Origin of the sequence: Campylobacter concisus (assembly GCF_003048445.1) — a bacterium.
GTDB classification, from domain to species: Bacteria; Campylobacterota; Campylobacteria; order Campylobacterales; family Campylobacteraceae; genus Campylobacter_A; species Campylobacter_A concisus_BF.
This window is the reverse complement of record NZ_PIQW01000007.1, coordinates 24,880-50,924: the sequence shown is the minus strand read 5'-3', so window position 1 is coordinate 50,924 and position 26,045 is coordinate 24,880. Positions and strand designations below refer to the sequence as shown.

The following is a 26,045-nucleotide window of genomic DNA, read 5'->3' as shown; positions in this document are numbered from 1 at the left end:
GTTTTACTCTAATTATTAATGTTTGTGGGCGCTCTAGCTTGAGAGTTGGAGTAAAATTTAGTTTTAAATTTGATCTTTGTAGATCAAATTCGCAGATAGAAATTTTAAATTTTTGCAGACTTGTTAAGATTGTTGTAGAAAATTTGGTGATAAAAAGTTTAAATTAACCTTTAGTAGATCAAATTTACAGACTAAAACGCTCTATTTGCTAAAAAATTTAGAAAGGTTTTCTATTTGAACGCCCTTTGCAAATAAATAGCCTCTATTTATCGCTGGGAGCTTTAAAATTCTAGCTTTTTCTTTAAATATTTTTGGCATTACGGCTTTACAAAATGGTGTCACTAAAACAAATTCATTAGCGTAGCCAACGGCGATCTTGCCACTTAGCACCACACTTGTTTGCTTTGCTAAATTTGCGCTCAGTTCATCTTTTTGAGCCTTGCTTAAAAGCACATTTAGCTCTTTTGCCGCCATATCGATGCCTCGAACCACGTTACTATCATTTTTTATAATGAAAATTTCATCATCTATCTTTGTGATATTTGGCAGCAAAATTTGCCTATCAGCCTCCAAAAACTCAAAGCTTCTTTTCACGCCGCTAAAATACTCGTTTAAAAATGGCTCGCTAAAATTTAGCCTAACAAAGCTTCTTTTAAGCTTGCCATCTAAATTTGTCTCATCGACAAAATAGCGCAAACCTCGCTCGTCAAGGTAGTTTTGAAGCTCTTTTTTGCGTAAATTTAAAAGCGGCCTAACTAACCAAAAGTGCTCTCTCCTCTCAAGCTCGCTCATGCCAAAGAGCTCTTTTAGCCCAGCGCCCTTGCCAAGCTGCATCAAAAACCACTCAAATTTATCGTCAAATTGATGCGCTAGGATCAAATTTTCATAGCCATATTTTTGGCAAATTTCACCAAAAAACTCATATCTCGCCTCACGCGCATTTTTTTCAAAATTTGAACCAGCTAAATTTACACTTTTTACGTAGATCTTTTTGCCAAATTTGCTGGCAAGCTCTTTGGCGCTTTCTATTTCAAATTTGCTCTGCTCTCTAACGTTGTGATCGACTATGGCTAGGTCAAATTTGATCCCAGCTTCGTGTAGAATGTAAAAAAGTGCAGTGCTATCGATGCCGTGCGAGAAGGCTAGCAGGTTAGCACCTGAGCTTAGCCTACCAAGCACATTTTGGCTTATCATTTTGCTTTTTTGATGATGGTAGCGACTAGTTTTTGATCAACCACGTCGCTAACCTCGCAAAGGTAGAGCGAGCCGATCTCAAGCTCTTTTACGTCGCTTTCATTGATCAAAATTTCGCCGTCTATATCTTTGTCCCAGATATCTTTTTTGGCAGCGTAAAACATCTCGCCCTCACTGCTAATGCCCTCAAGCGATGCGTAAATTTGCTTGCCAAGCTCTTTTTGCAAGCTCTCATTTATCGCTTTTTTGGTGATCTTTTCTATCTTGCTTAGCCTTTTTGAGATGATTTTGGCTGGGATTTGCTCCATTTCAAAAGAGGCTGTGTCCTCTTCTTTTGAGTAGGCAAAGGCTGAAATTCTATCAAATTTAAACTCTTCTAAAAACTCGCAAAGCTCTTCAAAATCCTCCTCGCTCTCGCCTGGGTGTCCCACAATGACGCCAGTTCGCAAGAATGAATTCTCGGCATTTCTCATCAAATTTAAAAGCTCTTTTATCTTTTTAGCACCACTTCCACGCTTCATTATCTTTAGCATATTTTCGCTGATGTGCTGGATGGGCATGTCAAAGTAGTTGTGAAAGATAGGTGAAGCGATGATGCGCGAAATGAGCTCCCTACTGGTCGTGCTTGGGTAGAGGTAAAGTATCCTAGCACTCCTTACGCCTTCTATCTTTTCTATCTCGTCTATTAAATTTATTAGCCCGTCGCTAACGCCATGATCGCGCATGTATGAGCTTGAGTCTTGGGATAAAAAGCTAAAGTCGTAGTAGTCTTTTTTAACCAAATTTTTGACCTCATTTACGATGTTTTCAAGCGAGCGTGATTTTAGTTTGCCCTTAAATGTCGGTATCGCGCAAAAGCTACATTTTTGGTTACAGCCCTCTGAAATTTTGATGTAGGCGTGGTAGTTTGAGCCAGTTATCACACGCTCTTCGTTTGCTTGCAGATAAGTTTCTGGACTAAATAAATTTTGTTTTTTCAAGATGATCTCATCGATCTTGTCATAATCAGCCACGCCAGTAAAGAGATCGACCTCTGGTAGTTCTTTGATTAACTCATCTTTGTAGCGCTGCATAAGACAGCCAGTCACTACTAGCAAAGAGTCATTTTTACGTGCTTCGTGCATCTCAAGTATGGTTTGTATGCTCTCTTCTTTGGCGGATTTGATAAAGCCACAAGTATTTACTATGATGACATCTGCATCGCTGATATCGTCCGTGATATCGTAGTTTTGCAAGCGTCCTAGCATGATCTCTGAATCAACTAAATTTTTATTACAACCAAGCGAGATTAGATGAAGTTTTGGCATTTTTAGATCCAGATGTTGTCTATTAGCCTAGTTTTGCCAACATAGGCGGCTACTAAGATGATGGTGTTGCCTTTTTCTACCTTTGAAATTTCATTTAAATTTCTATCCGTAACCGCGACGTAATCAACCTTTAGTGGCTCTAAAACTTCAAGCATATTTGCCTTGATCTCACTCGCGTCTTCTTCGCCGTTTTGGATCAAATTTAACGCTTTATTTAGCGACCTTGAAAGCCTTAGCGCGTTGCATTTATCTTCGTCGCAGATATAGACGTTTCTGCTTGAAAGCGCAAGTCCGTCTGGCTCTCTAACGATATCGCAAGCCACTAGCTCGATGTTTAAGAAAAATGTCTTTATCATATTTTGCACGATGATTAGTTGTTGTGTGTCTTTTTTGCCCATATAGACGCTATTTGCACGAGTTAGGCGAAATAGCTTGTTTAGTACTCTTAAAACGCCATCAAAGTGACCAGGCCTAGTTTTGCCCTCTAAGATGGTCGAAAGCTTCTTTGGAGCGACTATGAGAGGCTCATCTTCAAAGTAAAGCTCGTGAGAGTCTGGGATAAAGATAGCGCTAACGCCGTTTTGCTCGCAAATTTGGATGTCGCTTTGCTCTTTTCTTGGGTATTTGTCCAGATCTTCGCCTGGCAAAAACTGAGTTGGATTTACAAAAGTTGAGACGATGCTTGTCTCGTTTTGGCTCACGCATTTTTTGATGAGACTAACGTGTCCGTCGTGAAGTGCGCCCATTGTCGGCACAAAACCGATCTTGCCGCTTGCATTTTGGACAAAATTTTCAAGCTCTTTTATAGTTCTTATGATCTGCATATTTGACTCTTTTTATCTAAATTTTAACTTGGCATTGTAACAAAAAAGGATTAAAAGGGCGTAAATTTAAAAATGTAAGCAACTTTTGGCTAAAATCGGCAAAAATTTATGGAGAAAAACTTGGATAGTTACGAATACAACGAGCTTTTAAAGAAGCTACAAACAAAAGTTGAAAACATAGGCTCTATCGTAAAGCCTGATGATATCAAAGCCAGACTAAAAGAGATCGAGGCGACCGAGCAAGACCCTGACTTTTGGCAAGATATCGCTAAAGCTGGGGCACTAAACAAAGAAAAGACAAAAATTTCAAATATGCTTGCTAAATTTAGCGACGCTCACCAAGCAGTTAGCGACGCAAAAGAGCTCTTTGAGCTAGCAAATTCTGAAAATGACGAGGAGACTATAAATTCTTTATTTGAAGATGCTAAAAATTTAGATGAAAAGATAGTAAATTTAGAAATTTCTATGCTTTTAAGTGGCGAGGATGACGGCAAAAACGCGATCGTATCGATCCATCCTGGAGCTGGCGGCACTGAGAGTAACGACTGGGCGAGCATGCTTTATAGGATGTATCTTAGATTTTGCGAGCGTGAGGGCTTTAAGGTCGAGACACTGGACTTTCAAGAGGGCGAAGAGGCGGGGCTAAAGGATGTGAGCTTTATCGTAAAAGGCGAAAATGCTTATGGATATTTCAAAGCAGAAAATGGCATCCACAGGCTCGTTCGCACAAGCCCATTTGATAGCGCAGGACGCCGCCACACAAGCTTTTCTAGCGTTATGGTAAGCCCTGAAGTAGATGATGATATCGAGATCGAGATCGAAGAGAAAGATCTAAAGATAGACACTTATAGGGCTAGTGGCGCAGGCGGTCAGCACGTAAATAAGACTGAATCAGCCATCCGCATCACGCACATACCAACTGGCATCGTCGTGCAGTGCCAAAATGACCGCAGCCAGCACAAAAACAGAGCCACAGCGATGAAAATGCTAAAGTCACGCCTTTACGAGCTTGAGCTGATGAAGCAGCAAGAGGCGAGCAACAGCGTCGAAAAGAGCGAGATCGGCTGGGGACATCAGATAAGATCATACGTGCTTTTCCCATATCAGCAGGTAAAAGACAACCGCAGCGGCGAGGCATACTCACAAACTGATGCGATACTTGATGGGGATATCAAAAAGATGATAGAGGGCGTTTTGATCGCTCAAAAGGCTGAAGCGTAGGAGCTAAAATATAGCTAGCTGTTAAATTTATGCGTTAAATGCTATAATCACTTCAAAAATAAAAAGGAAGAGAATGCCAAAATTGGATGAAGCTAAAGAGCGCTTAGGCATGCTAAAATTTTGGCTCGGAATTTTTGTTACAATTTTGGTTGGTCTTATAAGTTGGATTTTTACTCACTATAAGGACTATGCCGACAAGCTAGAATTTTATAGTGTTTGCATGTGTGTAGCTCTTTTATTGATTTTGATATTACTTGGCAACGCAAAGTCTAAAAAGATATTAAAAGAGATAAAAGATTTAAAGAAATAAAGGATAAAAATGGGAATTTTTGTATCTGTTCTTATGATAGCAAGTGTGATTTTGATCGGATATTCGGCTCTAAATTCTGTTGAAACTAATTAAGAGCTAAAATTTCATCTCTTTTAGCTTCGTGCAGGCCTCTTCTTTGCCGTGATAGCAAGCTTCATCAAGATAAATTCTAGCTTTTTTATAGTCATTTTTACCAAGATAGATAAGCCCTAGATCGTAGCTAGCTTCACTTGAGCCAAGGCTTGTGGCTTTTTCATAAAAATATATCGCTTTTTCTAAATTTTTATTGACCCCAAGACCGTACTCGTAGATATATCCAGCGCTTCTTAGCCCGTCTATGTTGCCGTATCTGCCAGCTGTCTCAAACCAAAAAAGTGCTCTTAAGATATCTTTGCTAAAGCCTTTGCCGTCACGAAAACAAACGCCAGTTTGCTGCATGGCTAGGACATTGCCATCTTTTGCGTAGTCATAAAATCTCTTGCAAGCTTTTTGGTAGTTGCCCTCGTTATATAAGTAGATGGCGTCTGCTATCTGCTCTACTTCAGGATCAAGTGGTGGCTCGCTAAGACCTAAATTTTGCGAAATTTGCTCTGCTGAACAGCCCCAAAATAGCAAAATGCTAAATAGAAAAATGATAAATTTTTTCATATTTGTCCTTGAAAATTTAGGCGATTTTATCGAATTTTATCTTATAATGATCGCAAATTTAAGCAAAAAGGAACGATATGGATCATAACGCACTTTTGACACAGCTTGGCTACAACATAGATGAAACGACCACTGAGCATATGCGTAGAATTTTAAATAACACTGACGGCCTTTTGCCAAAGAGTGTGATTGAGCTAAACGATCATCTAAAGCCACACCTTTGCTTTGTAGCGATGAGCGGGAGTGAGGATAGGCTAAAGATAAAAAACGTCGCAACCGTCAAAGAGATAAAAGAGCGGGTTGATGAGATCATCAAAAGCTGGGCAAATAAATACAAAATGGATATCAAAAAGATAAACGAAACTACATACTACATAATAGGAAAAATTAAATGAAATATGACATTGTTATTATTGGATTTGGTAAGGCTGGCAAGACGCTAGCTGTAAAGGCTGCCGCGCTTGGCAAGAAAGTCGCGCTAATCGAGAGATCGCCAAAGATGTACGGAGGCACTTGCATAAACGTGGGCTGCATACCGACAAAACGCCTAATCACAGCTGCAAAAGAGGCGATATATGCAGACAATAGCGTTGAAAACGAGTATTACACGCTTAGTATCGAAAACAAAAATAAGCTAATCTCAGCTTTAAATTCTAAAAACTACGCGATGCTAAATGATAAAGAAAATATCGATGTGATCGATGGTGTTGGCTCGTTTAAAGATAAAAATAGCATCCTAGTTACAACCTCAAATGGCGAGCAAAAAGTCGTTGAGGGCGAATTTATCATCATAAACACTGGTTCAAAAGAGGCAAAAGCGCCATTTGAGATAGTAAATTCAAACGTTTTTTCAAGCAAAACATTGCTTGATCTAAAAAATTTACCAAAGCATATAGTCATTGTTGGCAGTGGATTTATCGGCATCGAGTTTGCATCGATGTTTGCAAATTTTGGCTCAAAAGTGACCATCGTCGGACGCTCACCACTTCTAAAAAACGAAGATGAAGATATAGCTAAAAGCGTAAAAGATGCGCTAAACGTGCAAGGCGTCGAAATTTTAGAGGGCTGCGAGATAGAGAGCCTAAAAGACAATGCGCTAAATTTCAAACAAGATAATGAAGATAGGATTATTAAGGCAGATGCGTTCTTAGTAGCGCTTGGCAGAGTGGCAAATTTAGATGATCTAAATTTAAAAGCAGCTGGCATCGAGCTAAATGAAAAAGGCTTTATAAAGACAAATGAGCGCCTTCAAACAAATGTGTCAAACATCTACGCAGTGGGCGACGTGCGCGGCGGAGAGCTTTTTACCTACACTAGCTTGGATGATTTTAGGATAGTTTTCTCGCAAATTTTTGGCGATAAAAAACGCACCACACAAAACAGAAGCATCCACGCAAATGTGCTATTTACCGACACTCCACTAGCAAGAGTTGGCGTAAATGCAAAAGAAGCTAGCAAGCTTGGGCTAAATTTCAAGGAGCTAAAGCTTAGCATGGCGGCAGTGCCAGGAGCAAAGGTGCTAAATCACGATGTAGGTATGCTAAAAGCGATCGTTGAAGCAAGTAGCGGCGAAATTTTGGGGGCGAGCTTTCACTGCATCTACGCAAATGAGATCATAAATGAGATCGTGATCGCTATGAATTTAAAAGCAAATGCAAATTTCTTTAAAAACCAAATTTTCACTCACCCAAGCATCAGCGAAGCCCTAAATGACTTGTTTGGACAATACTAAAAGGACAAAAATGAAAAAATATCTACTACTTTTAACTGCTCTATTTTTCACAGGCTGCTTAAATGTCATCGGCATAGGGGATACGCCAAAGCAAGATGACTCATGGCAGCAGCCAAAGGACGAAAAAGTGGTGCAAAACAAAGAGCAAATTTCAAAAAATGCTATCGATCTTTTAACACCAAAGTGCGAGAGCGGCGATGCTGAAGCGTGCAACGACTTGGGCGTAAATTTTGAGCTTATGAAAGAGTATGACAACGCTTACGCAAACTACAAAAAGGCTTGCGATGCGAAGGTGCAGCTTGCTTGCTCAAACCTTGGCACGCTCTATGAAAACGGTCTTGGCGTAAAAAAAGATCCAAAAAAAGCGGTAGAAATTTACAAAGATAGCTGCAACAGTGGCGGTGTGCAAGCTTGCTATCATCTAGGCAATGCCTACCGCAAGGGCGAGATCGTAAAACAAGACTACTATCTTGCGATGGAGGCCTACACAAACGCTTGCAACGCTGGAGATCTGCCAAGCTGCGCAAATATCGGTGCGATGTATGAGCTAGGACTTGGTATGAACAAGGACGAAAAAAGAGCTTATGGAATTTACAAAGTTGCTTGTTTTCGCGGTCTAAACAAGGCGTGCCCACAGATGAAAAGACTAGGCGCAAAGCTTGGCATGTAAGCAGGAAAATAAGTGAAAAAAGTTTTAAATTTTGGGCTTATCGTAGCTGCTAGCTTTATGCTAAGTGGCTGCTGGTCGTGGCAAAAGATGGTGAGCTTTGGCTTTTGGCAAAGTGATGAGGAGGCTAGGGCGGAGCGTCTTGAGCTTGAAAAAGAGAAGATGGTGCAAAACTGCGAGAGTGGAAATAGCATCGACTGCAACAACTTAGCTGTAAATTTTAGCAACGAAAAGGACTTTGTAAAGGCAAAAGGCTACTATGAAAAGGCTTGCAACGCTGGGCTTGCGACTGCTTGCTCAAATTTGGGTCAAATTTACGAGCAAGGGCTAGTCGATGAGCAAAAAGATATCGAAAAAGCTCTAAAGCTTTATAAACTAGCTTGCGATAGTGGCGACGGCGTTGGCTGCTACAACGAGGCTATGGGGCTAAAGTCATACATCGAAAGCGAAAATTTAAAAACTCATAAGATAGATAGAACTAAGGCCGAGGCTAGGGTGCTAAGGCTTTTGGCAAAGAGCTGCGAGCTTGAGTATGCGCAGTCTTGCTTCTTGCTTGCGAAGCTAAGCGGCGATGAAACAAAGGCGGACGCACTTTATAAAAGAGCCTGCCAACTTGGCAAATGCGTGGATAAAAAGTAAGAATTTGTGTAGCTTAAATTTATAAAAGCTACACAAAGTTAAATTTAGTTTAATCCACTAAGTCTATATCCCACACCTGAGATGTTTTTGATGAGGTCGGCGTCAGTTTTTGCCCTTATCTTTTTGATAGTCATTCTAAGTGCTTCGTTGCTCATCGATTTTTCGCTCCAGACGTAGTTTTCTATCACTTCGTAACTCACCACTTTTTCTATATTACTCACGAGCAAAAAGAAGAGTTTTGCCTCATTTTTTGGCATCTGCACCTCTTCGCCATTTTTAAAAAGCTGCTTACTCTTCATATCGTATTCGTAAATTTCTTTAAATTTGATCCTGCTTTCAAAAATATCTTTTGTCGCTATTATGATCTTGGTTTGAAGCTCTTTACATAGTTTTGCAACCTCGCTTTGTGTGCCAGCGCCTGCGTGTAAGAACTTTGTTTGGCACCTTGCAACAGTGGTGGTGGCTCTAGCTGTCTTTTATATCCATGTCTTTGCTAAGAAGCGGTGCAGTTTTAAATTTTATGTGGAGAAATTTATTAAATTTGGTTACTTCAACCCAAAAACTTTTATGTTAAAGGTTGTGTGGATCTTGTCGTTTTCGCCCTTCATGACGATAGGAAATTCTGCTTTTATGATGCTGTCATAGCTGCTAAGTGCGTCTAAAAAGTCATAAAATTTTTGTGGGGTTTTAAGCGAGCTAGTGACATTTAGGCGGTATCTAAAAAACTTCTCAGTTGCGTTATTCTCGCCTTCTTCTATCTTGCTAAGGCTCACTTCGCTAAAAAATTGTGATGCGAAATTTATAAATTTATCCTTATCAAAAGCTGTATCATAAGCCAAGATGATAGCACCATCTTTTTGTCTTGTCGCTTCAAGTGCTTTAAATTTAGCTTCAAATTCATTTTTTACCTTCGTATATGATGAGGTTTGCGAGTAGTTTTGTCTTGAGAGGCTTTTAAATTCTTTTATGTTTGGCACGATAAAGCCAAATATCATAATGAAGCAAACTATGATAAAAGCAAATATAAAAAGTAGAAGCTTTACTGGGTCGATTTTTTCTAAGCTCGTATCTTTTTTACTCATTATATCCCTCAGAATTATCAATCTTATTTGTGCTTATAAAGCCGTACCAGCCGTTTTTGCTCTGATAAAAGCTAGTGTTTGACGTGGTGAAAATCGACCTTAGCGGCGAGGCTAAGAGCTGGTTAAAGACATCCTTTGTTGGCGTTATGCCGCGGATGATGAGTGAGTTTTTATCCATAAAGACCTCTTCAAGCGTGATGCTATCAGGCACAAGGTCAAAAAGGTTGTGCAAGCTTTGCTTTAGGATGGAATTTGACGTAAAGATGTCGTTTGCAGAGTCTATCTGCACGGCAAGTTTGGCTGAAATTTCATCCGTGGTAACTATCTTTTGGCTAAGCTCTTTTTGCTCGTTTGCTAGAAATTCTATATTTTTTTTGGTTGAGTAGTTTTTATAAACGATGAAGAAATTTGCCACCAAAAGCACCACAAAGACAAAGCCGATGAGGCTTAGCCAGAGCTTACTAAAGATAGAGAGAAGCGGTCTTGGTTCTGGAGTGATGAAGCTAAATTTCATAGTGTTATCTCTTCTTGCATGATCTCATTCATGATGTGATTTGTGTTGATCGGATAGCTTGATGTCTCTACAAATAGCTCAGATTGCAGGTATTGTAAAAATGTCGCGCTTGTCTTTGTATTTTCAAAAACGATGATCTGCTCGATAAAATCGCCGCCGTAGATCGGATTTTCATAAAATTCTTTCATGGCCTTTGCAATGTAGTCAAACATCTTCATATCGCGCCCAAATATCGCTACTGACTTCTCGACATTGGTCGAAGTTGGCATGTTTAGCTCGTAGTTTAGATCTTCAAATTCTTTTGGCTTATCGTCGCTTAAGAAATCATCCAAACTCTTGAAATCATCAAGCGCCGTTGCGCCATCTTCTTCTTTGACGATAAGGTTGTCGATGTCTGTTATATCCTCTTCTTTTAGGCTTTCGATCTCTTCGTTGCCCTCTTCAGCGTCACTCATATTTAAAAACGTAGAGAGCTTCATCTGCTTATCTTTAAATATCGCAAGCGCAAAAGAGTGCGAGTGGATGTAGAGATATAGCGTGGTTTTTGGCGAAATTCCACGCTTTAAAAGCTCGTGAAAGAGCAGGGCGATAGGCGAGTAGATAAGATCGACACTACCTTGCCCAAAGAGGTTTTTATATCTTCTTATAGCGTTTAAATTTGCATATATGCTCCAGCTATCTTGCATCACAAGGCTGGTTAAATTTTGCGTGTTGATGTTAAATTTTTTATACTCGTCAAAGTTAGCAGTAGGCAGCGCACCTTGTGAGTCGTCATTAAAAAAGAGCGAAACATAGACGCCAAAATAGGTCTTTTCTTGCTCTTCTATGTATTTTAAAACTTTTTCATCGACACTATCGATGCTTATGTCTGTAAATTTAGCATTTATGGTTTTTATAAGCTTGCCATTTCTAAAGACCTGACCGTAAAAAACGCACTCATTACCCTCGATCACGGCGCTTAAGAAAAGGTTTGAAAAAAGCTTTTTGATGCTAAAAGACATAACTCTCCTAAATTTAGTGCATTATTTTTGATATGTTAGCTAAAAAGGGATTAAATAAGTTTAAAACAGCTCGTTTTTTAGTTTTGCAAACGCCTCTTTCATCTTCAGAGCTTCGCTTTTTAGCTCCTCATCAAGCAGTGCAGAATTCTTTAAGCTTTCAAAATCCTCTATCATCACATCACACATCATTTTGATGCGCTCATTATCAGCCTTACTGACGCCATTTTGGCTCATTTTTTTGATGCGTTCAAGATACTCTTTGCCATTTTTTATGTATGAGCTAAATTTCATAGCTGTCTTGCTTTGATTAAGCGTGGTGGCGGCCATTTTGTTGTAGGCGTCAAGATCAAGGGCGTTTTGGCTTAAATTTATAGCCTTTTCATACTCTTTGCTCTCGTAGTAAAATTTCGCTTCAAGGGCGAGCTTGTAGGAGTTGTCGCTGTAAAAAAAGAGCCCAAACAAGGCTATTATAAAAATGGCTATAAAGATAGAAATTTTATTTTTCATAAATTTCGTCCAAAATTTCTCTTATCTCATCGCTTATTTGCGGATTTTTATGCGCATATTTTTTCCACCAAATTTTTAAATTTGACCTAAAGTCCTCTTTATTTTGCAGCACGCTCTTGCCACCGTCATTTTGTGAGGCCTGCCAAAGCTCGTTTTGTATCTTCTCTTTTGCCTCTTTTTGTTCTAAACTTGCCACGCTAAAAGGGGCTGAGAGGCTAAAATTTATAGTTGAAAATGGCTTTGGAAGTATCATCTTATCCCAGCTTTTAAACTCCCAAAACGAGTTTGCTTCGAAATTTAGAGCATAAATTTCGCAAGATGACTTTTGCGCGATCACTGCAGCTCCGTCTGCTACGCTATGTCTTGGTCCGCGTGGTCCATCTGGTGTGATGATGACGTCGTGGCCTTGCTTTATCTCTCTTAGGGCTTCTATAAGCGCCTTTGCACCGCCTTTTGAGCTGCTACCTCTAATGGTGCCGATGCCAAAAAATTTGATTATTCTGGTGATTAGCTCGCCATCTTTGTGGTCGCTTATTATCACCTTGCCTTGTTTTCTGTTTTGGCTGCTCCACCAGCGTCTGTAAGCAAAGCTCATAAAGCTAAGTCTGCCGTGCCAAAAGACGACGACGCAGCCATTTTGTGGCAAGAAATTTGGAGTGTAGCTTTTTTTGCAGGTTAGAAAAATGAGCCACATCAAAATGTAGATGAAAAAGACGCCAGCATTTAGGGCGACCTTTTCAAGGGTGTTTTTAAATTTGCAGCTCGCCATACAAAACCATTCGTTTTGGATTTGTGATCTTTACTTTTTGCGTAGTGCCAAGAAGCTCTTCGCTGCCATCAACTTGAACTAAAAAGTTGTTAAAACTTCGCCCAGCAACGCCGCCATTTGCCCTTAGCTCTTCAAAATATACATCAAAAATTTTATCTTTTTGCGCTGCCACGATCTCGTCTAAAATTTCGCTGTGGCGATTTTGCAGACGCGTGAGCCTTTCTGAGGCGGTTTTATCATCTATTTGATTTGTAAAAGTAGCTGCCTTTGTAAGCGGACGAGGTGAATACTTAAAGCTAAAAATTTGCTCAAACCTAACTTGCTCAAGCACGTCCATCGTATCTTCAAATTCGCTTTCGCTCTCGCCTGGAAATGCGACTATGATATCAGTTGAGATGCTGACGTCTGGGCACATCTTTCTAAGTCTTAGCGCGCGGTCTAAAAACCACTCTTTTGTGTATCCGCGCTTCATCTCGCGCAAAACTTTGGTGTTTCCGCTTTGAAGTGGCATGTGCATTGACTTGCAAATTTTTGGGTTATTTGTGAAAATTTCAAGAAATTTATCATCCATGTGAAGTGGGTGCGGGCTTGTAAATCTTATCCTCTCAACGCCCTCTATCTCGCTTATCTTTACTAAAAGGTCGCTAAAATCGATATTTTCTTGCACACCTGAAAATCTTTTGCCGTAGTTATTGACATTTTGCCCTAGTAAAAATATCTCTTTTGCGCCGCTTTTTGCGGCCTTTTCTACCTCTTTTAAGATGAGGCTTGAGGGGATAGAAATTTCATCGCCTCTGGTGTGTGGGACGATGCAGTAGGTGCATTTTTTATCGCAGCCGATTGAGATGTTGATGTGGCTTTTATATGGCGAGCCTCTAAACTCGCCAAATGCGTATTCACTCTCGTCGTGGTTGATGTCGGTCGAGATAAATTTAGGCGTATTTACCGCCTTTGTGATCTTGCTAACATTTCTTGCGCCAAGGACAAAATCAACATAAGGCGCACGCTTGAAAATTTCACTACCCAAATGGCTTGCAGTGCAGCCGCAAACGCCTATCTTTGCACCTCTTTTTTTGGCTTTTTCAAAGGCTCCAACCTCGCTAAAGAGCTTATGAACTGGCTTTTCACGAACCGAGCAGGTATTTATAAGGATTAAATCAGCTTCTTCGATGTTTTGTGTTAAGGAGTAGTCTTCTTTTTGTGAGAGCTCGGCTATGATATGCTCGCTGTCGCGAACATTCATAGCACAACCTAGAGTTTGGATAAAGAGTTTTTTACTCATTAAAGTATATGCACTTCATACATATAATCGCTATCATCAAGCCCGTATTTCACGGTTCTGTGATAAACGCTTAGCCCTTTTTCTTCAAAGTGCTCAACTAAGGCGATTAGTTGTTTGTGCGTGTTTTCTTTATCAAAGTAGAAAATTTTCTGACCCTCTTTTTCGACAGCTGCCTCTATCTTTTCTAGTGAAATCGTTTTTGGTTTTGCGTCTAATTCGGCTCTTGCAAGTTTTAGCTCCATTTTTAATCCTTTCAAAATCTTAAATTTTAATCGGTCAATATACCCAAAACATCATAAAAAAAGGATTAAATAAAAGTTAATAACAAGCTTAAAGTTATTAAAAGTATGGCTTATGTATAATTTCAAAACTTCACGAAAAATCCCCGAAATTTATCGTCACAATGGAGAAAAAATGGAAAGAATTTCAGATATCATCGAGTCAATTGCAAATGAGAAAAATTTAGAGATAGAAGATGTAAAAGAGCGCGTCATAAGAGCCTTGATAAACACTGCAAAAAGGGTTTATGGGGAGAATTATGAGTATGACGTGAGCATCGATGCTAATAAAAACTTAAAGCTTTATCAAAAAATTTCAATCGTAGCAAACGACGATGAGAGGCTTGCTGAAGACAATGAACACTTTTTAAGCTTAAAAGAGGCTAAAAAGATAGATAGTGGCGTAGAGATCGGAGATGAGCTCACTTACGAGCTAAGCCTTGATAATCTCGGCAGAACAGCCGCTCAAACGCTTCACAAGGAGCTTGAGTATCACATCCAGCGCCTAGTCGAAGAGAAAATTTTACAAAAATATAATGAGATGAGCGGTCACATGGTCTTTGGACCAGTTGTTAGGGTAGATAACGATGAAAACACATTTATCGAGATAGACGAGCTTCGTGCCATCTTGCCACGTAAAAACCGCATAAAAGGCGAGAAATTTAAAGTTGGCGACGTGGTAAAAGCGGTCATTAGAAAGGTTTTTACAGATAAAAATTTAGGCATAAAGGTCGAACTTTCAAGGACTTCACCTAAATTTCTTGAAGCGCTGCTAACTTCAGAAGTCCCTGAGATAAAAGATGGCGGCATCATTATCCAAGGAAGTGCGAGGATCCCTGGCGAAAGGGCTAAAGTAGCACTCATCTCAACCACTCCAAACATCGATCCAGTCGGCGCAACTGTCGGCACAAAGGGCGTTAGGATAAATGCCGTAAGCAAAGAGCTTCATGGTGAGAGCATCGATGCGATCGAATACACCACCGAGCCAGCGATCTTGGTAGCTCGCGCTATGGCTCCTGCGATCATCACATCTGTAAAGATCGAAGAAAATAAGGCGATCGTGACACTTGCGAGCGAACAAAAGAGCAAGGCTATCGGCAAAAATGGCATAAATATCCGCCTAGCAAGCATGCTAACTGGCTACGAGATCGAGCTAAACGAGCTTGGCTCTAAAACTGGTAGCGGCGATAGTGACGGCGGAATGGTCAAGGATCTAAAAGCACTCTTTGGTGACAACTAATGAAATTTCAAATAAGAAAAGCGACTAGAGGCGATATTGACGTGATCTGTGAGCTTGTAAGAGAGCTTGCTAGCTATGAAAAGATGAGTGATCAAGTCACTTTTACAAATGAAATTTTTGCAGACTCTATCTTTAATAAAAATCACGCAAAAGCTCTTATCTGCGAGAGTGAGGGCAGGGCTATTGGCTACGCTATCTATTTTTACACATTTTCTACATTTTTGGGGTTTGGCGGAATGTATCTTGAGGACATCTACGTCAAAAAAGAGTTTAGAAATCAAGGTATCGGCAAGGCATTTTTTAAATTTCTAGCTCAAATTTGCAAGGATGAAAATTTAAAGAGGCTTGAGTGGTGCTGCCTAAACTGGAATGAGCCAAGTATCAAATTTTATGAAAGCATGGGCGCTAAAAATCAATCTCTTGAGTGGAGAACCTACCGCTTAGACGGCGAAAATTTAGAAAAGCTGGTAAATTTATAGTTTCTAATAAAAGCTCAAATTTGCTTTGAAATTTGAGCTTGCTGGTGATTAAAATTTAGGTGATTAAAATTTATATGTATATCCCATATAAAGACCCACATTTGTCTCTTTTATTTTTGCATTGTTATATTTTGTTATAGAGCTATATTTTGTTCTATCAGCTTTTAGACCAAACTCAACCGCATTGTTTTCGTTGATAGAGTACTCAGCACCAATTCTTGCACCTAGCATCCAGCCATTTATACTAGCTTTTTCAGAGCCATCATAAATATCAAATACATCCATTTTGAGCTTTGAGTAGCCAGTGTAGCCACCAAGAACTAGTTTAAGATCTTTTGCTACGCTTGGAGTGTAGTCAGCTCCTACTATAAATTTATGTGTTTTCCATTTTACTATTGTGCCATCTTCGTTGCCAAGTGACTTTTTAGCTTGAAAGTCATATATGTAAGCTCCATAAACTCTAGCTACATCAAAGTCATAACCAGCTTTTATGCCAAGACCTGGTTGTGCTTTTTTGACTTTTGATGTGCCTTTGTTGCTTAAGTTTGATCCAAAAGAGTAGTCCCCTTCAACTCCTACAAAGGCTCCTTGCGCTAAAGCAGCGGCACTAGCTAGGCTTAAACCTAAAGCAACCTTTAAAACTACATTTTTCATTTTTACTCCTTATTTAAAAAAATGTTACGCGACTATTTTAAGTTTTCTTATATTAAATAAAGTTTAAATATTCAATGAAATTAATAAAAAACATAAAATAATTCAATTGTTTTCTTATCAGAATAAAATTTATAAAATCACTCAAAAAGAAGGAGTGTAAAGTGGCTAAGATGACAAAACGTGATATGGCTTATCATTTAGACGTTGATGTCGCAACGCTTTACAACTGGCGAAAACACAAGCCAAACCTTTATCGTATCGTGATGCTTGGATTTAAATTTGATGAGCTTATAGAGCAGAGCAAAAAGACTTGCAACGAGCTTTGCGAATATGAAAATTTAATCAATCAAGACATAGAAAAATTTAGTAAATAATCGTTTAAAAATCGTAATCTCTTTTATAATTACAAGTGTTGAAAAATTCAAAATTTCTAAGATATTTTTGGCTGGATATTTTAAGTGAAAAAATTTGAGCTCAAAGCAAGCGCTTCAAGCTCAGTCAAATTTACTCGTTTAGGATAGAGAGAAGCTCTTTGTTGTCTTTTGTTTTTAGCATTTTTGCGTATAAGAATTTAAGCGCTTCGACGTCGTCCATAGTAGCGATCGCAGAGCGAATAGCCCAAATTTTTTGAAGCTCATCAGGCTTTTGAAGTAGCTCTTCTTTTCTGGTGCCTGATTTTAGCACGTTGATAGCTGGGTAAATTCTGCGGTCTGAGATGTTGCGGTCAAGCACGATCTCGCTATTTCCAGTGCCTTTAAACTCTTCAAATATCACTTCATCCATACGTGAGCCAGTGTCGATAAGTGCTGTTGCGATGATGGTTAGAGAGCCGCCGTGCTCGATATTTCTAGCTGCGCCAAAGAAGCGTTTTGGCTTGTGAAGTGCGTTTGCATCCACGCCGCCTGTTAGCACCTTACCGCTTGGTGGGGTCACTGTGTTGTAGGCACGTGCTAGACGTGTTATGCTATCAAGCAAGATGATGACATCTTTGCCCATCTCAACTAGACGTTTTGCCTTTTCGATGACAAGCTCTGCTACGCGGACGTGATTAAGCGCTGGCAGGTCAAATGTCGAGCTAAATACCTCGCCTTTTACGCAGCGCTGCATATCGGTAACTTCTTCTGGTCTCTCATCGACTAGAAGCACCATTAGCTGGGCTTCTGGGTGATTTTTAGCGATGCCGTGAGCTAGCTCTTTCATAAGCTCAGTTTTACCACTTCTTGGAGGTGCGACGATGAGGCCACGCTGACCCTTGCCAATAGGTGTGAAAAGGTCAAGCACACGGCCTGTTAGCTTCATCGGATCATACTCTAAATTTAGCTTTTCAGTTGGGAAAAGTGGGGTTAGGTTATCAAAGAGTGGCCTCTCTTTCGCGTCTGCTAGAGGCATATAATTTACCGCTTCGATCTTTAAAAGGGCGTAGTATTTTTCTTGATCTTTTGGCTCTCTTACTTGGCCGGTGATGATGTCGCCCACACGAAGTGCAAATTTGCGGATCTGCGAGTTTGAAACATAAGCGTCGTTTGAGCTGTCGCTTAAATTTGCATCAACAGCCCTTAAAAAGCCGTAACCCTCGTTTGTGATCTCTAAAATTCCAGTAAATAGTATAAAGCCGCCTTGTTTTGTCTGGGTTTTTAGTATCTCAAATATCAAATCCTGCCTGCGAAATTCGCGTGGATTTTCGACGCCAACGCCATTTGCTATCTGCACTAGCTCATCTAAGCTAAGCGTTCTTAGCTCTTCGATCTTGTGTCCGTCGACTGGTACGTGAGTTCTTGATGCTTGATGTTTTTTTGTAGTTTTTGTGTTTTGAGCAGCACTTTGCTCGGTTTGGTTGTTGTTTTCCATTTTTCCTCTTTAAATGCGGGGATAAGATTGCAGAATTCTGGGCTTCAAAAGTTTTTTGAAAGTTTTGGCATTTTATAAAAATAAAACTTTGTTGTCAAGAAATGCCACAACCAAAGTCGCTAAAATAGGCAAATTTGCAGGCAAAATGACCTGCAAATTTAAATTTAATGTTCGCTCTTTAGCCCAGCGCCGCACATCGAGATGATGCTTCTGCCCTCTATCTTGTGTGATTTTGCGTAGCTTGCGTAGATCGCTGCTGTGGTGTGCTCGACGTAAAAGCCGCGACTTGCTAGGAAATTTCTAGCTGGCTCAATATCCTCTTCTTTTATCGTGATCACCTTGCGTTCTCCTGCGTAACGGCTAGCTAATATCTCAGCGCCACGAGCAGGTTTTGCGATCGCTATGCCCTCGGCTAAAGTTGGCTCTGGCTTGATCGCAAGTGGCTCGTTTGTTGCCCCTAAAAATGGTGCACACTTCTTGCTTTGAACGATGAAAATTTTAGGTAGTTTTTTGATCACTCCAGCCTCAAATAGCTCATTTAGCGCGATCTCGCAGCCAAGTAGCAAGGTGCCGTTGCCAACTGGCAAAAAGAGATTTTCAGGGACAAAGCCAAGCTGCTCGTAAATTTCATATATATATGTTTTAGTGCCTTGGTAAAAAAGCGGGTTAAATACGTGGTTTGCGTAAAATATGCCATCATCTTTTGCCCTTTTTCTGCAAGCATCTGCCGTCTCGTCGCGTGTGCCGTCAAAGACAACCGCCTTTGCGCCGTAGTACTCAAGCATCTTTATCTTTTTCTCGCTTGTGCCTTTTGGGACGTAAATTTCACACTCAATGCCAGCTCTAGCAGCGTATGCAGCGACTGAGTTTCCAGCGTTTCCGCTGCTATCTTGCAAGATCTTTTTAATGCCATGAGTTTTACAAAACCAAATAAGCATCACCGCACCTCTATCTTTAAAAGAGAGCGTTGGCATCGCATAGTCCATTTTAAGGTAGAGCGAGTCATCAAATTTCACGCTCTTTGTTAGCCCCTCGCCAAGGCTGATGTTGCGCCAGAGCTCATTTTTGATAGGGAAAAACTCGCGGTATCTAAATAGGCTAAACTCGCGCTGGTCGATCAAATTTAGATCAAATTTGGCCGCTTTAAACTCCAGATCATAAAGCCCACCGCACTCGCACGCAAATATAGGCGTCTCAAAATCTGCGCTCTTGCCGCACTTTGAGCAGATAAATTTAGGCATTTTTGCTCCTTTTAAATTTTTCTATCAAGTATCGCTGTGGCTTCGATCTCTAGCAGGCAGCCAAAGTGAAGTTTGTTTGTCGGCACTACGACGCGAGCTGGCTTATGCTCGCCAAAAAATAGCGCATACTCATCATCTATCTCGTCCCAAAAGTCGATATCTGGCGTATAGATGCGGCACATCAAGATATCGTTTCTTGTCGCATTTGCCAGCTTTAGCACGTTATCAAGGTTTTTTAAAGCCTGCCTTGTTTGCGCCTTTAGTCCTTCTGGGATCTGCCTAGTCTCTGGGTCCATGCTAAGCTGTCCTGAGATGTAGAGGATGCCGTTGTGCTCGGTCGCTAAAGAGTAGTGAGCCTTTTTCTTTTTTGAAATTTCGGTTTCGTAAATTTTCATATTTTCTCCTTAAAAATTTAAAAAATTATAGATAAAAAATTATTATTACCACTTAAATTTCACAAATTTTCATAAAAAATTATATTTTTTCTTATCGAAAATTTAAAAATATTTTGGCTAAACTTAAACAAAAACAAAAGGCGCCTGATGCATCCTATATTAAAGGCATTTATCCCAACGGCAAATCTCATACAAAAAAGCTCGCCATTTGCCTGCGAAGTCGTGCTGCACGATCTCTCTCACCCGCAACGCTCAGTCGTCTATGTAGCTGGCGACGTCACTGGCAGAAAGGTTGGACAAAGTTTTGACCACCTTGTAAGCGAGGTCTTAAACAGCAAAAATTTCAAAGATGACTACGTGGCAAACTACTTTTTTACAAAGGATGAAAAGCTGGTGAAGTCCTCAACTGCATTTATCAGAGACGAGCACGGAGGGATCATAGGGGCGATATGCGTAAATGTCGATGCGAGCGTGGCAAAGAGCCTTTTTGAAATGGCTGGAAATTTCTTAAAAACGAGTGAAAATGAGCCAAAGAGCGAGCAAAACGACGATGTGATGCAGATCGTTTTAAATTTGATCGACAAGATCATCGCCAAAAACGATGGCAAAAAGCTCAAAAAGGAGCAAAAGCTAGAGCTCGTGGGCTTTATGAACGAAAAGGGCATTTTTAACATAAAGAGCGCTATCGAGGTCGTGGCAGCCAAGCTAAACGTCTCAAAGATCACGATATATGGCTATTTAGACCAGCTTAAAAAGAAGCGCCCGTGAAGTGTAGGTGCGCTCACTGCAAGCAAAGCTTTGACGAAAGCGTGATGATAGAAGCTAGTGGCGGGCTTAAGTTTTGCTGCGCTGGCTGCAAAGGCGTCTATGAAATTTTAAATGAAAGTGGCCTTGGCGAGTTTTATGAACGACTTGGCAAAAACACGCTAAATCCTGCAAGTAGCGGTGCAAATGTCAAAAATTTAGCGGCAAATTTTAGCGAGCTAGTGACAAAAGAGGGCGAGTTTTCTAAAATCTCGCTTCTGATTGACGGTATCACCTGCTCGGCGTGCATTTGGCTGCTTGAAAAGGCACTTTTTAGCCTGCCTGGAATTTTGGAGGTAAATATCAACTCGCTTAGTCAAAAGGCGGTCATTGTTTTTGACGAGCAAGAGCTTTTGGTAGAGCAGATAGTTGAGAAAATTTACGCCGTTGGCTACACTCCAAAGGCCTATGTAACGAGCCAAAAAGAGGACGAGCTAGTCAAAAAAAGGCGAAATTTCTACGCAAAAGCGCTTGTTGGCGTCTTTGCCACGATGAATATCATGTGGCTGGCGATCGCGCAGTATGGCGGCTACTTTAGCGGTATCAGAAGCGATGTGAAGGACCTGCTAAGCTTCGCGCAGTTTGTGCTGGCAACGCCTGTGCTTTTCTATACTGGTAGCGAGTTTTTTAAGGGGGCAAAAATCGCCATTAAAAATGCCTCGCCAAATATGGACCTGCTCGTTATTACTGGGGCTAGCATAACATATATCTACTCGATTTTTGCGATGCTTACGAGAAGCGGCGAGAGTTATTTTGACTCGGTTGCGATGATCATAACCTTTGTTTTTATCGGTAAATTTTTAGAAATTTTAGGCAAGAAAAAGGCGCTTGAGACCTCAAATTTCTTAAGTGATATGCTGCTTGCAAAAGTGTGCGTTTTAGAAGATGGCAAGGACATTTTAAAAGAGCCAAAGGATGTAAATTTAGGCGAAAATATCGTGCTTAGATCAGGCGAGAGAGCGCTGCTTGATGGGGTGGTGCTTAGTGGCGAGGCGAGCGTGGATAGCTCAAGCTTAACAGGTGAGAGTTTGCCACTTTTACTAAGCTCTGGGGGCGAGGTAAAAAGTGGCGTTGTCTGTCTAAACGGGCAGATCGTCTATGAGGCAAGGCAAATTTTTAAAAACTCATACCTTAATAAGCTTATAAATTTACTTCAGAACGCAGAGCTAAAAAAGCCAAATATCGAGCTAGCAGTCAATAAAATCGCCTCGAAATTCTCTCTTGGCGTGCTTGTTCTAGCGTTTTTTACATTTTGGTTTTGGTACTTTAAATTTAGCTTTTCAGAAGCGGTGGTGACAGCCGTGAGCGTCATCGTGATCGCTTGCCCTTGTGCGCTTGCTCTTGCCACGCCAGTTAGCAGCGTTTGCGCCCTTGGGGTTGCCTTTAAAAACAAGGTGCTTTTTAAGGAGGCTAAATTTTTTGAAAGCCTTGCAAAGTGCGATGTGGCGGTATTTGACAAGACTGGGACGCTCACAAAGGCTAAATTTGAAGTGAGCGAGTTTTTTATAAAAGAGAGCGTGAGTATTGATAAAATTTACTCGCTTTGCCTCATCTCAAACCACCAAATAAGCGTGGCGGTGGCCGAGTTTTTAAAGCAAAAAGGCGCAAAAAAAGTTGAGCTTGAAAATGCAAATTTAAGCGTGGCAAAGGGAGTTAGCGCTGATATTATGAGTGAAAGCTTTGTGGCTGGAAGTAGGCGCTTTTTGGCTGAAAATGGGGTGAAATTTGATGAGAGCGAAGAAAATGTGAGCTTTTTTGTGGGCAAGCAGGGCGAGCTGGTGGCTAAATTTTACCTAAAAGATAGCGTAAAGCCCGAGGCAAAGGCTTTGATAGATGAGCTAAAGAGTGCTGGTATGAAGGTGTGTATCCTAAGTGGCGACGTGCAAAATGTGGTAAAAAACGTGGCAGATGAGCTTGATGTGAGCGAGTTTAGGGCAGGGATGCTGCCTGATGAGAAGGCTAAATTTATAGCTGGTCTCAAACATCAAGGCAAAAAGGTGCTAATGGTAGGAGACGGCATAAACGACGCAGCCGCGCTTAGCCTTGCTCACGTGGCTATTTGTATGGGAAGTGGTGCCGCGGTGAGCTTAGAGAAAAGCGACGTGGTGCTACTTGATGATAGCCTGCAAAGCCTTTCAAAAGCGGTGAAAATTTCAAAATTTACCTACAAAACGATAAAGCAAAATTTACTTTTTTGCCTGCTTTATAACGCCCTTAGCCTGCCATTTGCCGTGTGTGGCTACGTCATGCCGCTATTTGCCGCGCTTTTCATGTCGGCAAGCTCGCTAAGTGTCATACTAAACTCGCTTTTTATAGTTAGAAAATTTAAGGATAAATAGTGGATACAACGACTCTTGCGATGCTTGTTTTTATCTCGGTTTTGATGGGGGCGGCCCTACTTTTTGGCGTGCTTTGGGGGATAAAAAATAGGCAGTTTGAAGACTACCGCAAATTTTTAGACGGAGCAAATTTAGATGGCGAAGACGCGCTAAATGAAGCCTATGCGCTTGAACTTCGCAAAAAAGAGGCGCTAAAAAAGAGGCTAGAAGCTAGCAAAAAGGAGCATGAAGGCAAGGGCGAGCATGATGAGGCCGACAAAAAACTCTAAAACTTTCCAAGAGATGGGCCTTGCAAAAATGGGCGCTAAAAACCTAGCCAGATAGCCAAGTGTGAAGAAAAAACAAAACGAGGCAAGACTAGCTCCCACGCCAAATATCAAATTTTCATCTTTAAATTTAGTAGAAACCGAGCCTATTAGGATCATGGTGTCAAGATAGACGTGAGGGTTTAGCCAGGTAAAAGCGAGCGTTAAAAGGATATTTTTCTTTAAATTTGATCTGGCATTTTCGCCGCTGGTATCCATGCTAAGGTCCTTAAAAAAGCACGTGTGAAAGCTCTTTAGTGCGTAAAAAAGTAAAAATAAAAAGCCGCCATATAGGGCGATTTGCTTGATGATAGAAAAATTTTGCACTAGGCTAGCAAGTCCAAAAACTCCTGCAAAGATCAAGAGGGCATCGCTAATAGCGCAAATAAGGCAGATGATAAAGATATTTTCTTTTTTTATGCCCTGTTTTAACACAAATGCGTTTTGCGCGCCAATGGCTAAAATGAGCGATAAAGAGGTGAAAAATCCAGATATAAATGCTTGCAAATTTATCCTTTTCGCTAAAGTTTGGCTTAAATTTAGCGAAATTTAACTTTATCATAACCATAAATTTATGCCTTTTTTTATAAAATCAGCAAATTAAAATTGCAAAAAGGAAAGCAGTTGCAAGCACTAGCCCTAAAATACCGACCGAAAAATTTTGACGAGCTCATCGGACAAGAAGCCGTAAGTAAGAGCCTAACTCACGCACTTGACGAAAACAGAGTGAGCCATGCCTATTTGTTTTCAGGCCTTAGGGGGAGCGGTAAGACATCGAGTGCTAGGATATTTGCAAAGGCTTTGGTCTGCGAGAAAGGGCCAACTTCTAGGCCTTGCGAGGTCTGCGCGCAGTGCGTGATGGCAAACGAGTCGCGCCACATGGACATCATCGAGATGGACGCAGCTAGCCACAGAAAGATCGACGATATAAGGGAGCTCATCGAGCAGACAAAATACGCTCCAAGCGCTGCTAGATATAAAATTTTTATCATCGACGAAGTGCACATGCTAACAAAAGAGGCGTTTAATGCCCTTCTTAAAACGCTTGAAGAGCCGCCAAGCTATGTTAAATTTATACTTGCTACCACCGACCCGCTCAAGCTGCCAACGACGGTTCTTTCAAGGACGCAGCACTTTAGATTTAAACAAATAAGCAGATATGAGATCGTAAAACATCTTGAATTTATCCTTAGCAAAGAGGGCGTGAGCTACGAGAGGGAGGCGCTTGAGATACTAGCTAGAAGTGGCGGCGGCTCGCTAAGAGATACGCTAACACTACTTGATCAAGCTATCATTTATGGTGCTGGCAATATCACAAAATCAAGCGTGGCGGAGATGCTTGGACTTCTTGATCCAAGTAGGATCGAGCAGATCATCGAACACGTTGCAAATGCCGATAAAAACGCCATTAGAGTGCTTGTGACCGAGCTTGAGACCTATGAGCCAGAGATGATCATAGATGAAATTTTGGCAAATTTAAAGCAGAGATTTTTAGACAATGATCCAAAATTTTCACTTCTTATATATGAGAGATTTTTTAGGATTTTGGCGCAGGCAAAGTCGATGCTAAGCGTATCAAGCGACAATGGCTTTGTGCTAATGCTTATGCTTTTTATGATGATAGAAGCGCTAAATCTGCAAGATATCGATGAAGCTATAAAGCTTGCTAAGAGCGAGCCTGGCGTGGCTGTGATCGAGCCAAAAGCTGGCGTGAGTGAGCAAATTTTAGCCGTAAAAGAGGCGCCAAAGACGCCATACGAGCAGTTTGTGGCGAAAATTTATGATAGAAGCTTTGAGCTTGGTGAAATTTTTAAAAATCACATAAGTTTTAGTTTTTTAAATGAAAATGAGCTTGGGCTAATCGTCAATGCAACTGGCGATGAGCTGGCATTTTTCAAAAAAAGCTGGGGCGTAATGCATGAAATTTTACATACAATTTTTGGTAAAAAAATCAAGATCGTAAATGCTAAGACGCAAATTTCAACCACAAAGCCAGAGCCTCAAACTCCGGCGCAAGAGCCACAGGACAAATATAGCTACCTTGACGAGGAGATCGCTAAGATAAAGGCTAGGCAGCAAGACGAGCAAAAAGATGAGCCAGCAAGCGAGCCTGCTGCGCCTGAAACTAGGGTAAATACGCTATCTCAGCCTCAAAATGACTTTGCAAAAGAGCTGATGTCGCTAAGTCAGAGCAAAAGCCCAGAGGAGCTTAAAAAGCAAAGAGAAGAGGGCGTGATAAAAGAGGCAAATAGGCTCTTTGGACAGCCTGAAGTGCAAAATAGCTAGGGATTTGGCTCTTTTATAATTTCTAAATAAAAGTGGTCAAATTTAGCTTTTTTATAAATTTATCTGCTGTGACAATATTGACTAAATGAAATCCTAAATTTATATTGCAAATTTAAAAGAGCTAGGGCTTATTAAATTTGAGCTTTTAATGAGGCAGATAAATTTAAAACTCTGGCAAATTTGCCCCCTTGTTTGCAAAATCAAATTTAGCTCAAATTTATCTGCTATGACTATTTTTATCTATAAGCTTTAAATTTCTAAATTTGCATGAGTTTAGTCTTATTAAATTTAAAATTTAACCTCGCTACCGCAAATTTTCCAAGCAAAACTAGTCGAAATTTGGCTAGCCGCCTTTGCTTTAATGCTTAAATTTAAAGCATAAATTTATCTGTTTTGGTCATTTGCTAAACAAAATCCAAAAACTTAAATTTGCAAAATTACACGTGTTATTGCTTATTAAAATTAAAATTTAGCCTTGT

Annotated in this window: 30 protein-coding genes; 13 read left to right on the top strand and 17 right to left on the bottom strand. The window is 40.5% G+C overall.

Features of this window, described 5'->3' with window-relative positions; genetic code table 11:
• Nucleotides 1-38 precede the first annotated feature (38 nt).
• Complete coding sequence (locus tag CVT14_RS10965) at nucleotides 39-167, top strand: hypothetical protein (RefSeq protein WP_021089606.1); 129 nt, start codon at nucleotides 39-41, stop codon at nucleotides 165-167.
• A gap of 34 nt (nucleotides 168-201) precedes the next feature.
• On the opposite strand, the gene tilS is transcribed toward CVT14_RS10965, so the two are convergent.
• Genes tilS through panC form a run of 3 tightly spaced genes read right to left on the bottom strand, consistent with a single transcriptional unit; the run spans nucleotide 202 to nucleotide 3,325 of the window.
• Entirely contained in the window at nucleotides 202-1,194 is a 993-nt protein-coding gene (tilS, locus tag CVT14_RS05415; RefSeq protein ID WP_107849887.1) for a tRNA lysidine(34) synthetase TilS, read from the bottom strand.
• Nucleotides 1,191-2,501 (bottom strand): 30S ribosomal protein S12 methylthiotransferase RimO, encoded by a 1,311-nt coding sequence (gene rimO, locus CVT14_RS05410; protein WP_107849886.1) that lies wholly within the window; start codon nucleotides 2,499-2,501, stop codon nucleotides 1,191-1,193. The genes tilS and rimO overlap by 4 nt, the downstream gene beginning before the upstream one ends.
• Before the next feature lie 2 nt (nucleotides 2,502-2,503).
• The gene (panC, locus tag CVT14_RS05405) at nucleotides 2,504-3,325 is read right to left on the bottom strand and encodes a pantoate--beta-alanine ligase (protein ID WP_107849885.1); all 822 of its coding nucleotides are present in this window, start codon (nucleotides 3,323-3,325) and stop codon (nucleotides 2,504-2,506) included.
• A gap of 120 nt (nucleotides 3,326-3,445) precedes the next feature.
• On the opposite strand from panC, the gene prfB reads away from it, so the two are divergent.
• A complete protein-coding gene (gene prfB, locus CVT14_RS05400; protein ID WP_021089507.1) occupies nucleotides 3,446-4,546 on the top strand; it encodes a peptide chain release factor 2 in 1,101 nt (366 codons plus the stop codon).
• Nucleotides 4,547-4,952: 406 nt separating this feature from the next.
• On the opposite strand, the gene CVT14_RS05390 is transcribed toward prfB, so the two are convergent.
• Complete coding sequence (locus tag CVT14_RS05390; RefSeq protein ID WP_021089511.1) at nucleotides 4,953-5,504, bottom strand: tetratricopeptide repeat protein; 552 nt, start codon at nucleotides 5,502-5,504, stop codon at nucleotides 4,953-4,955.
• Nucleotides 5,505-5,581: 77 nt separating this feature from the next.
• Between CVT14_RS05390 and CVT14_RS05380 the strand changes: the two genes are divergently transcribed.
• Genes CVT14_RS05380 through CVT14_RS05365 form a run of 4 tightly spaced genes read left to right on the top strand, consistent with a single transcriptional unit; the run spans nucleotide 5,582 to nucleotide 8,542 of the window.
• A complete protein-coding gene (locus tag CVT14_RS05380) occupies nucleotides 5,582-5,899 on the top strand; it encodes a hypothetical protein (RefSeq protein WP_012139947.1) in 318 nt (105 codons plus the stop codon).
• Nucleotides 5,896-7,236: a dihydrolipoyl dehydrogenase family protein gene (locus CVT14_RS05375; protein WP_107849883.1), complete on the top strand. Its 1,341-nt coding sequence runs from the start codon at nucleotides 5,896-5,898 to the stop codon at nucleotides 7,234-7,236. Before CVT14_RS05380 ends, CVT14_RS05375 begins: the two co-directional genes overlap by 4 nt.
• 10 nt (nucleotides 7,237-7,246) lie before the next feature.
• Nucleotides 7,247-7,906 (top strand): tetratricopeptide repeat protein, encoded by a 660-nt coding sequence (locus CVT14_RS05370; protein WP_087582363.1) that lies wholly within the window; start codon nucleotides 7,247-7,249, stop codon nucleotides 7,904-7,906.
• Between the two features lie 12 nt (nucleotides 7,907-7,918).
• Nucleotides 7,919-8,542 carry a tetratricopeptide repeat protein gene (locus CVT14_RS05365; RefSeq protein WP_107849882.1) on the top strand — a complete coding sequence of 208 codons (624 nt, stop codon included), beginning with the start codon at nucleotides 7,919-7,921 and terminating at the stop codon, nucleotides 8,540-8,542.
• Nucleotides 8,543-8,586: 44 nt separating this feature from the next.
• On the opposite strand, the gene CVT14_RS05360 is transcribed toward CVT14_RS05365, so the two are convergent.
• From CVT14_RS05360 to CVT14_RS05325, 8 genes are all read right to left on the bottom strand, one after another.
• Nucleotides 8,587-8,841, bottom strand: coding sequence for a winged helix-turn-helix domain-containing protein (locus tag CVT14_RS05360; RefSeq protein WP_107849881.1), 255 nt, complete (start codon nucleotides 8,839-8,841; stop codon nucleotides 8,587-8,589).
• Between the two features lie 246 nt (nucleotides 8,842-9,087).
• Nucleotides 9,088-9,624, bottom strand: a complete 537-nt coding sequence (locus CVT14_RS05355; RefSeq protein ID WP_002942078.1) for a hypothetical protein — start codon at nucleotides 9,622-9,624, stop codon at nucleotides 9,088-9,090.
• Entirely contained in the window at nucleotides 9,617-10,138 is a 522-nt protein-coding gene (locus tag CVT14_RS05350) for a membrane protein (RefSeq protein ID WP_002941847.1), read from the bottom strand. Before CVT14_RS05350 ends, CVT14_RS05355 begins: the two co-directional genes overlap by 8 nt.
• Complete coding sequence (locus CVT14_RS05345; protein WP_021089561.1) at nucleotides 10,135-11,139, bottom strand: hypothetical protein; 1,005 nt, start codon at nucleotides 11,137-11,139, stop codon at nucleotides 10,135-10,137. The genes CVT14_RS05350 and CVT14_RS05345 overlap by 4 nt, the downstream gene beginning before the upstream one ends.
• A 60-nt stretch (nucleotides 11,140-11,199) precedes the next feature.
• Nucleotides 11,200-11,646, bottom strand: coding sequence for a hypothetical protein (locus CVT14_RS05340; protein ID WP_021089585.1), 447 nt, complete (start codon nucleotides 11,644-11,646; stop codon nucleotides 11,200-11,202).
• Nucleotides 11,636-12,415, bottom strand: a complete 780-nt coding sequence (locus CVT14_RS05335) for a lysophospholipid acyltransferase family protein (protein WP_021089516.1) — start codon at nucleotides 12,413-12,415, stop codon at nucleotides 11,636-11,638. Before CVT14_RS05335 ends, CVT14_RS05340 begins: the two co-directional genes overlap by 11 nt.
• Nucleotides 12,396-13,697, bottom strand: a complete 1,302-nt coding sequence (gene miaB / locus CVT14_RS05330; RefSeq protein WP_021087930.1) for a tRNA (N6-isopentenyl adenosine(37)-C2)-methylthiotransferase MiaB — start codon at nucleotides 13,695-13,697, stop codon at nucleotides 12,396-12,398. The genes CVT14_RS05335 and miaB overlap by 20 nt, the downstream gene beginning before the upstream one ends.
• Nucleotides 13,697-13,939 carry an HP0268 family nuclease gene (locus tag CVT14_RS05325; protein WP_002941786.1) on the bottom strand — a complete coding sequence of 81 codons (243 nt, stop codon included), beginning with the start codon at nucleotides 13,937-13,939 and terminating at the stop codon, nucleotides 13,697-13,699. Before CVT14_RS05325 ends, miaB begins: the two co-directional genes overlap by 1 nt.
• A gap of 172 nt (nucleotides 13,940-14,111) precedes the next feature.
• On the opposite strand from CVT14_RS05325, the gene nusA reads away from it, so the two are divergent.
• Nucleotides 14,112-15,215: a transcription termination factor NusA gene (nusA, locus tag CVT14_RS05320; RefSeq protein ID WP_107849880.1), complete on the top strand. Its 1,104-nt coding sequence runs from the start codon at nucleotides 14,112-14,114 to the stop codon at nucleotides 15,213-15,215.
• Nucleotides 15,215-15,694: a GNAT family N-acetyltransferase gene (locus CVT14_RS05315; RefSeq protein ID WP_107849879.1), complete on the top strand. Its 480-nt coding sequence runs from the start codon at nucleotides 15,215-15,217 to the stop codon at nucleotides 15,692-15,694. The genes nusA and CVT14_RS05315 overlap by 1 nt, the downstream gene beginning before the upstream one ends.
• A 63-nt stretch (nucleotides 15,695-15,757) precedes the next feature.
• Here the strand turns inward: CVT14_RS05315 and CVT14_RS05310 are convergent, their stop codons facing one another.
• A complete protein-coding gene (locus CVT14_RS05310) occupies nucleotides 15,758-16,348 on the bottom strand; it encodes an outer membrane beta-barrel protein (RefSeq protein WP_107849878.1) in 591 nt (196 codons plus the stop codon).
• 161 nt (nucleotides 16,349-16,509) lie between these two features.
• Between CVT14_RS05310 and CVT14_RS05305 the strand changes: the two genes are divergently transcribed.
• Nucleotides 16,510-16,722 (top strand): transcriptional regulator, encoded by a 213-nt coding sequence (locus tag CVT14_RS05305; RefSeq protein ID WP_002941953.1) that lies wholly within the window; start codon nucleotides 16,510-16,512, stop codon nucleotides 16,720-16,722.
• Nucleotides 16,723-16,852: 130 nt separating this feature from the next.
• Here the strand turns inward: CVT14_RS05305 and rho are convergent, their stop codons facing one another.
• The 3 genes from rho to CVT14_RS05290 all read right to left on the bottom strand — a co-directional run bounded on the left by rho (nucleotide 16,853) and on the right by CVT14_RS05290 (nucleotide 19,832).
• The gene (rho, locus tag CVT14_RS05300) at nucleotides 16,853-18,196 is read right to left on the bottom strand and encodes a transcription termination factor Rho (protein WP_002941811.1); all 1,344 of its coding nucleotides are present in this window, start codon (nucleotides 18,194-18,196) and stop codon (nucleotides 16,853-16,855) included.
• A gap of 164 nt (nucleotides 18,197-18,360) precedes the next feature.
• The gene (locus CVT14_RS05295) at nucleotides 18,361-19,437 is read right to left on the bottom strand and encodes a pyridoxal-phosphate dependent enzyme (protein WP_107849877.1); all 1,077 of its coding nucleotides are present in this window, start codon (nucleotides 19,435-19,437) and stop codon (nucleotides 18,361-18,363) included.
• Between the two features lie 11 nt (nucleotides 19,438-19,448).
• Nucleotides 19,449-19,832 carry a RidA family protein gene (locus CVT14_RS05290; protein WP_103607701.1) on the bottom strand — a complete coding sequence of 128 codons (384 nt, stop codon included), beginning with the start codon at nucleotides 19,830-19,832 and terminating at the stop codon, nucleotides 19,449-19,451.
• Between the two features lie 147 nt (nucleotides 19,833-19,979).
• Between CVT14_RS05290 and CVT14_RS05285 the strand changes: the two genes are divergently transcribed.
• From CVT14_RS05285 to ccoS, 3 genes are read left to right on the top strand one after another with little or no spacing between them, the layout of a single operon-like run.
• The gene (locus CVT14_RS05285) at nucleotides 19,980-20,600 is read left to right on the top strand and encodes a transcriptional regulator (RefSeq protein ID WP_107849876.1); all 621 of its coding nucleotides are present in this window, start codon (nucleotides 19,980-19,982) and stop codon (nucleotides 20,598-20,600) included.
• Complete coding sequence (locus CVT14_RS05280) at nucleotides 20,597-22,975, top strand: heavy metal translocating P-type ATPase (protein ID WP_107849875.1); 2,379 nt, start codon at nucleotides 20,597-20,599, stop codon at nucleotides 22,973-22,975. The genes CVT14_RS05285 and CVT14_RS05280 overlap by 4 nt, the downstream gene beginning before the upstream one ends.
• The gene (gene ccoS / locus CVT14_RS05275) at nucleotides 22,975-23,244 is read left to right on the top strand and encodes a cbb3-type cytochrome oxidase assembly protein CcoS (protein ID WP_103640143.1); all 270 of its coding nucleotides are present in this window, start codon (nucleotides 22,975-22,977) and stop codon (nucleotides 23,242-23,244) included. The genes CVT14_RS05280 and ccoS overlap by 1 nt, the downstream gene beginning before the upstream one ends.
• On the opposite strand, the gene CVT14_RS05270 is transcribed toward ccoS, so the two are convergent.
• On the bottom strand, nucleotides 23,179-23,787 hold the full coding sequence (locus CVT14_RS05270) for a LysE/ArgO family amino acid transporter (protein ID WP_199907323.1): 609 nt from the start codon (nucleotides 23,785-23,787) through the stop codon (nucleotides 23,179-23,181). The genes ccoS and CVT14_RS05270 overlap by 66 nt on opposite strands.
• Before the next feature lie 117 nt (nucleotides 23,788-23,904).
• Between CVT14_RS05270 and CVT14_RS05265 the strand changes: the two genes are divergently transcribed.
• Nucleotides 23,905-25,566, top strand: a complete 1,662-nt coding sequence (locus tag CVT14_RS05265) for a DNA polymerase III subunit gamma/tau (RefSeq protein WP_107849873.1) — start codon at nucleotides 23,905-23,907, stop codon at nucleotides 25,564-25,566.
• The last annotated feature ends 479 nt before the right edge of the window (nucleotides 25,567-26,045 follow it).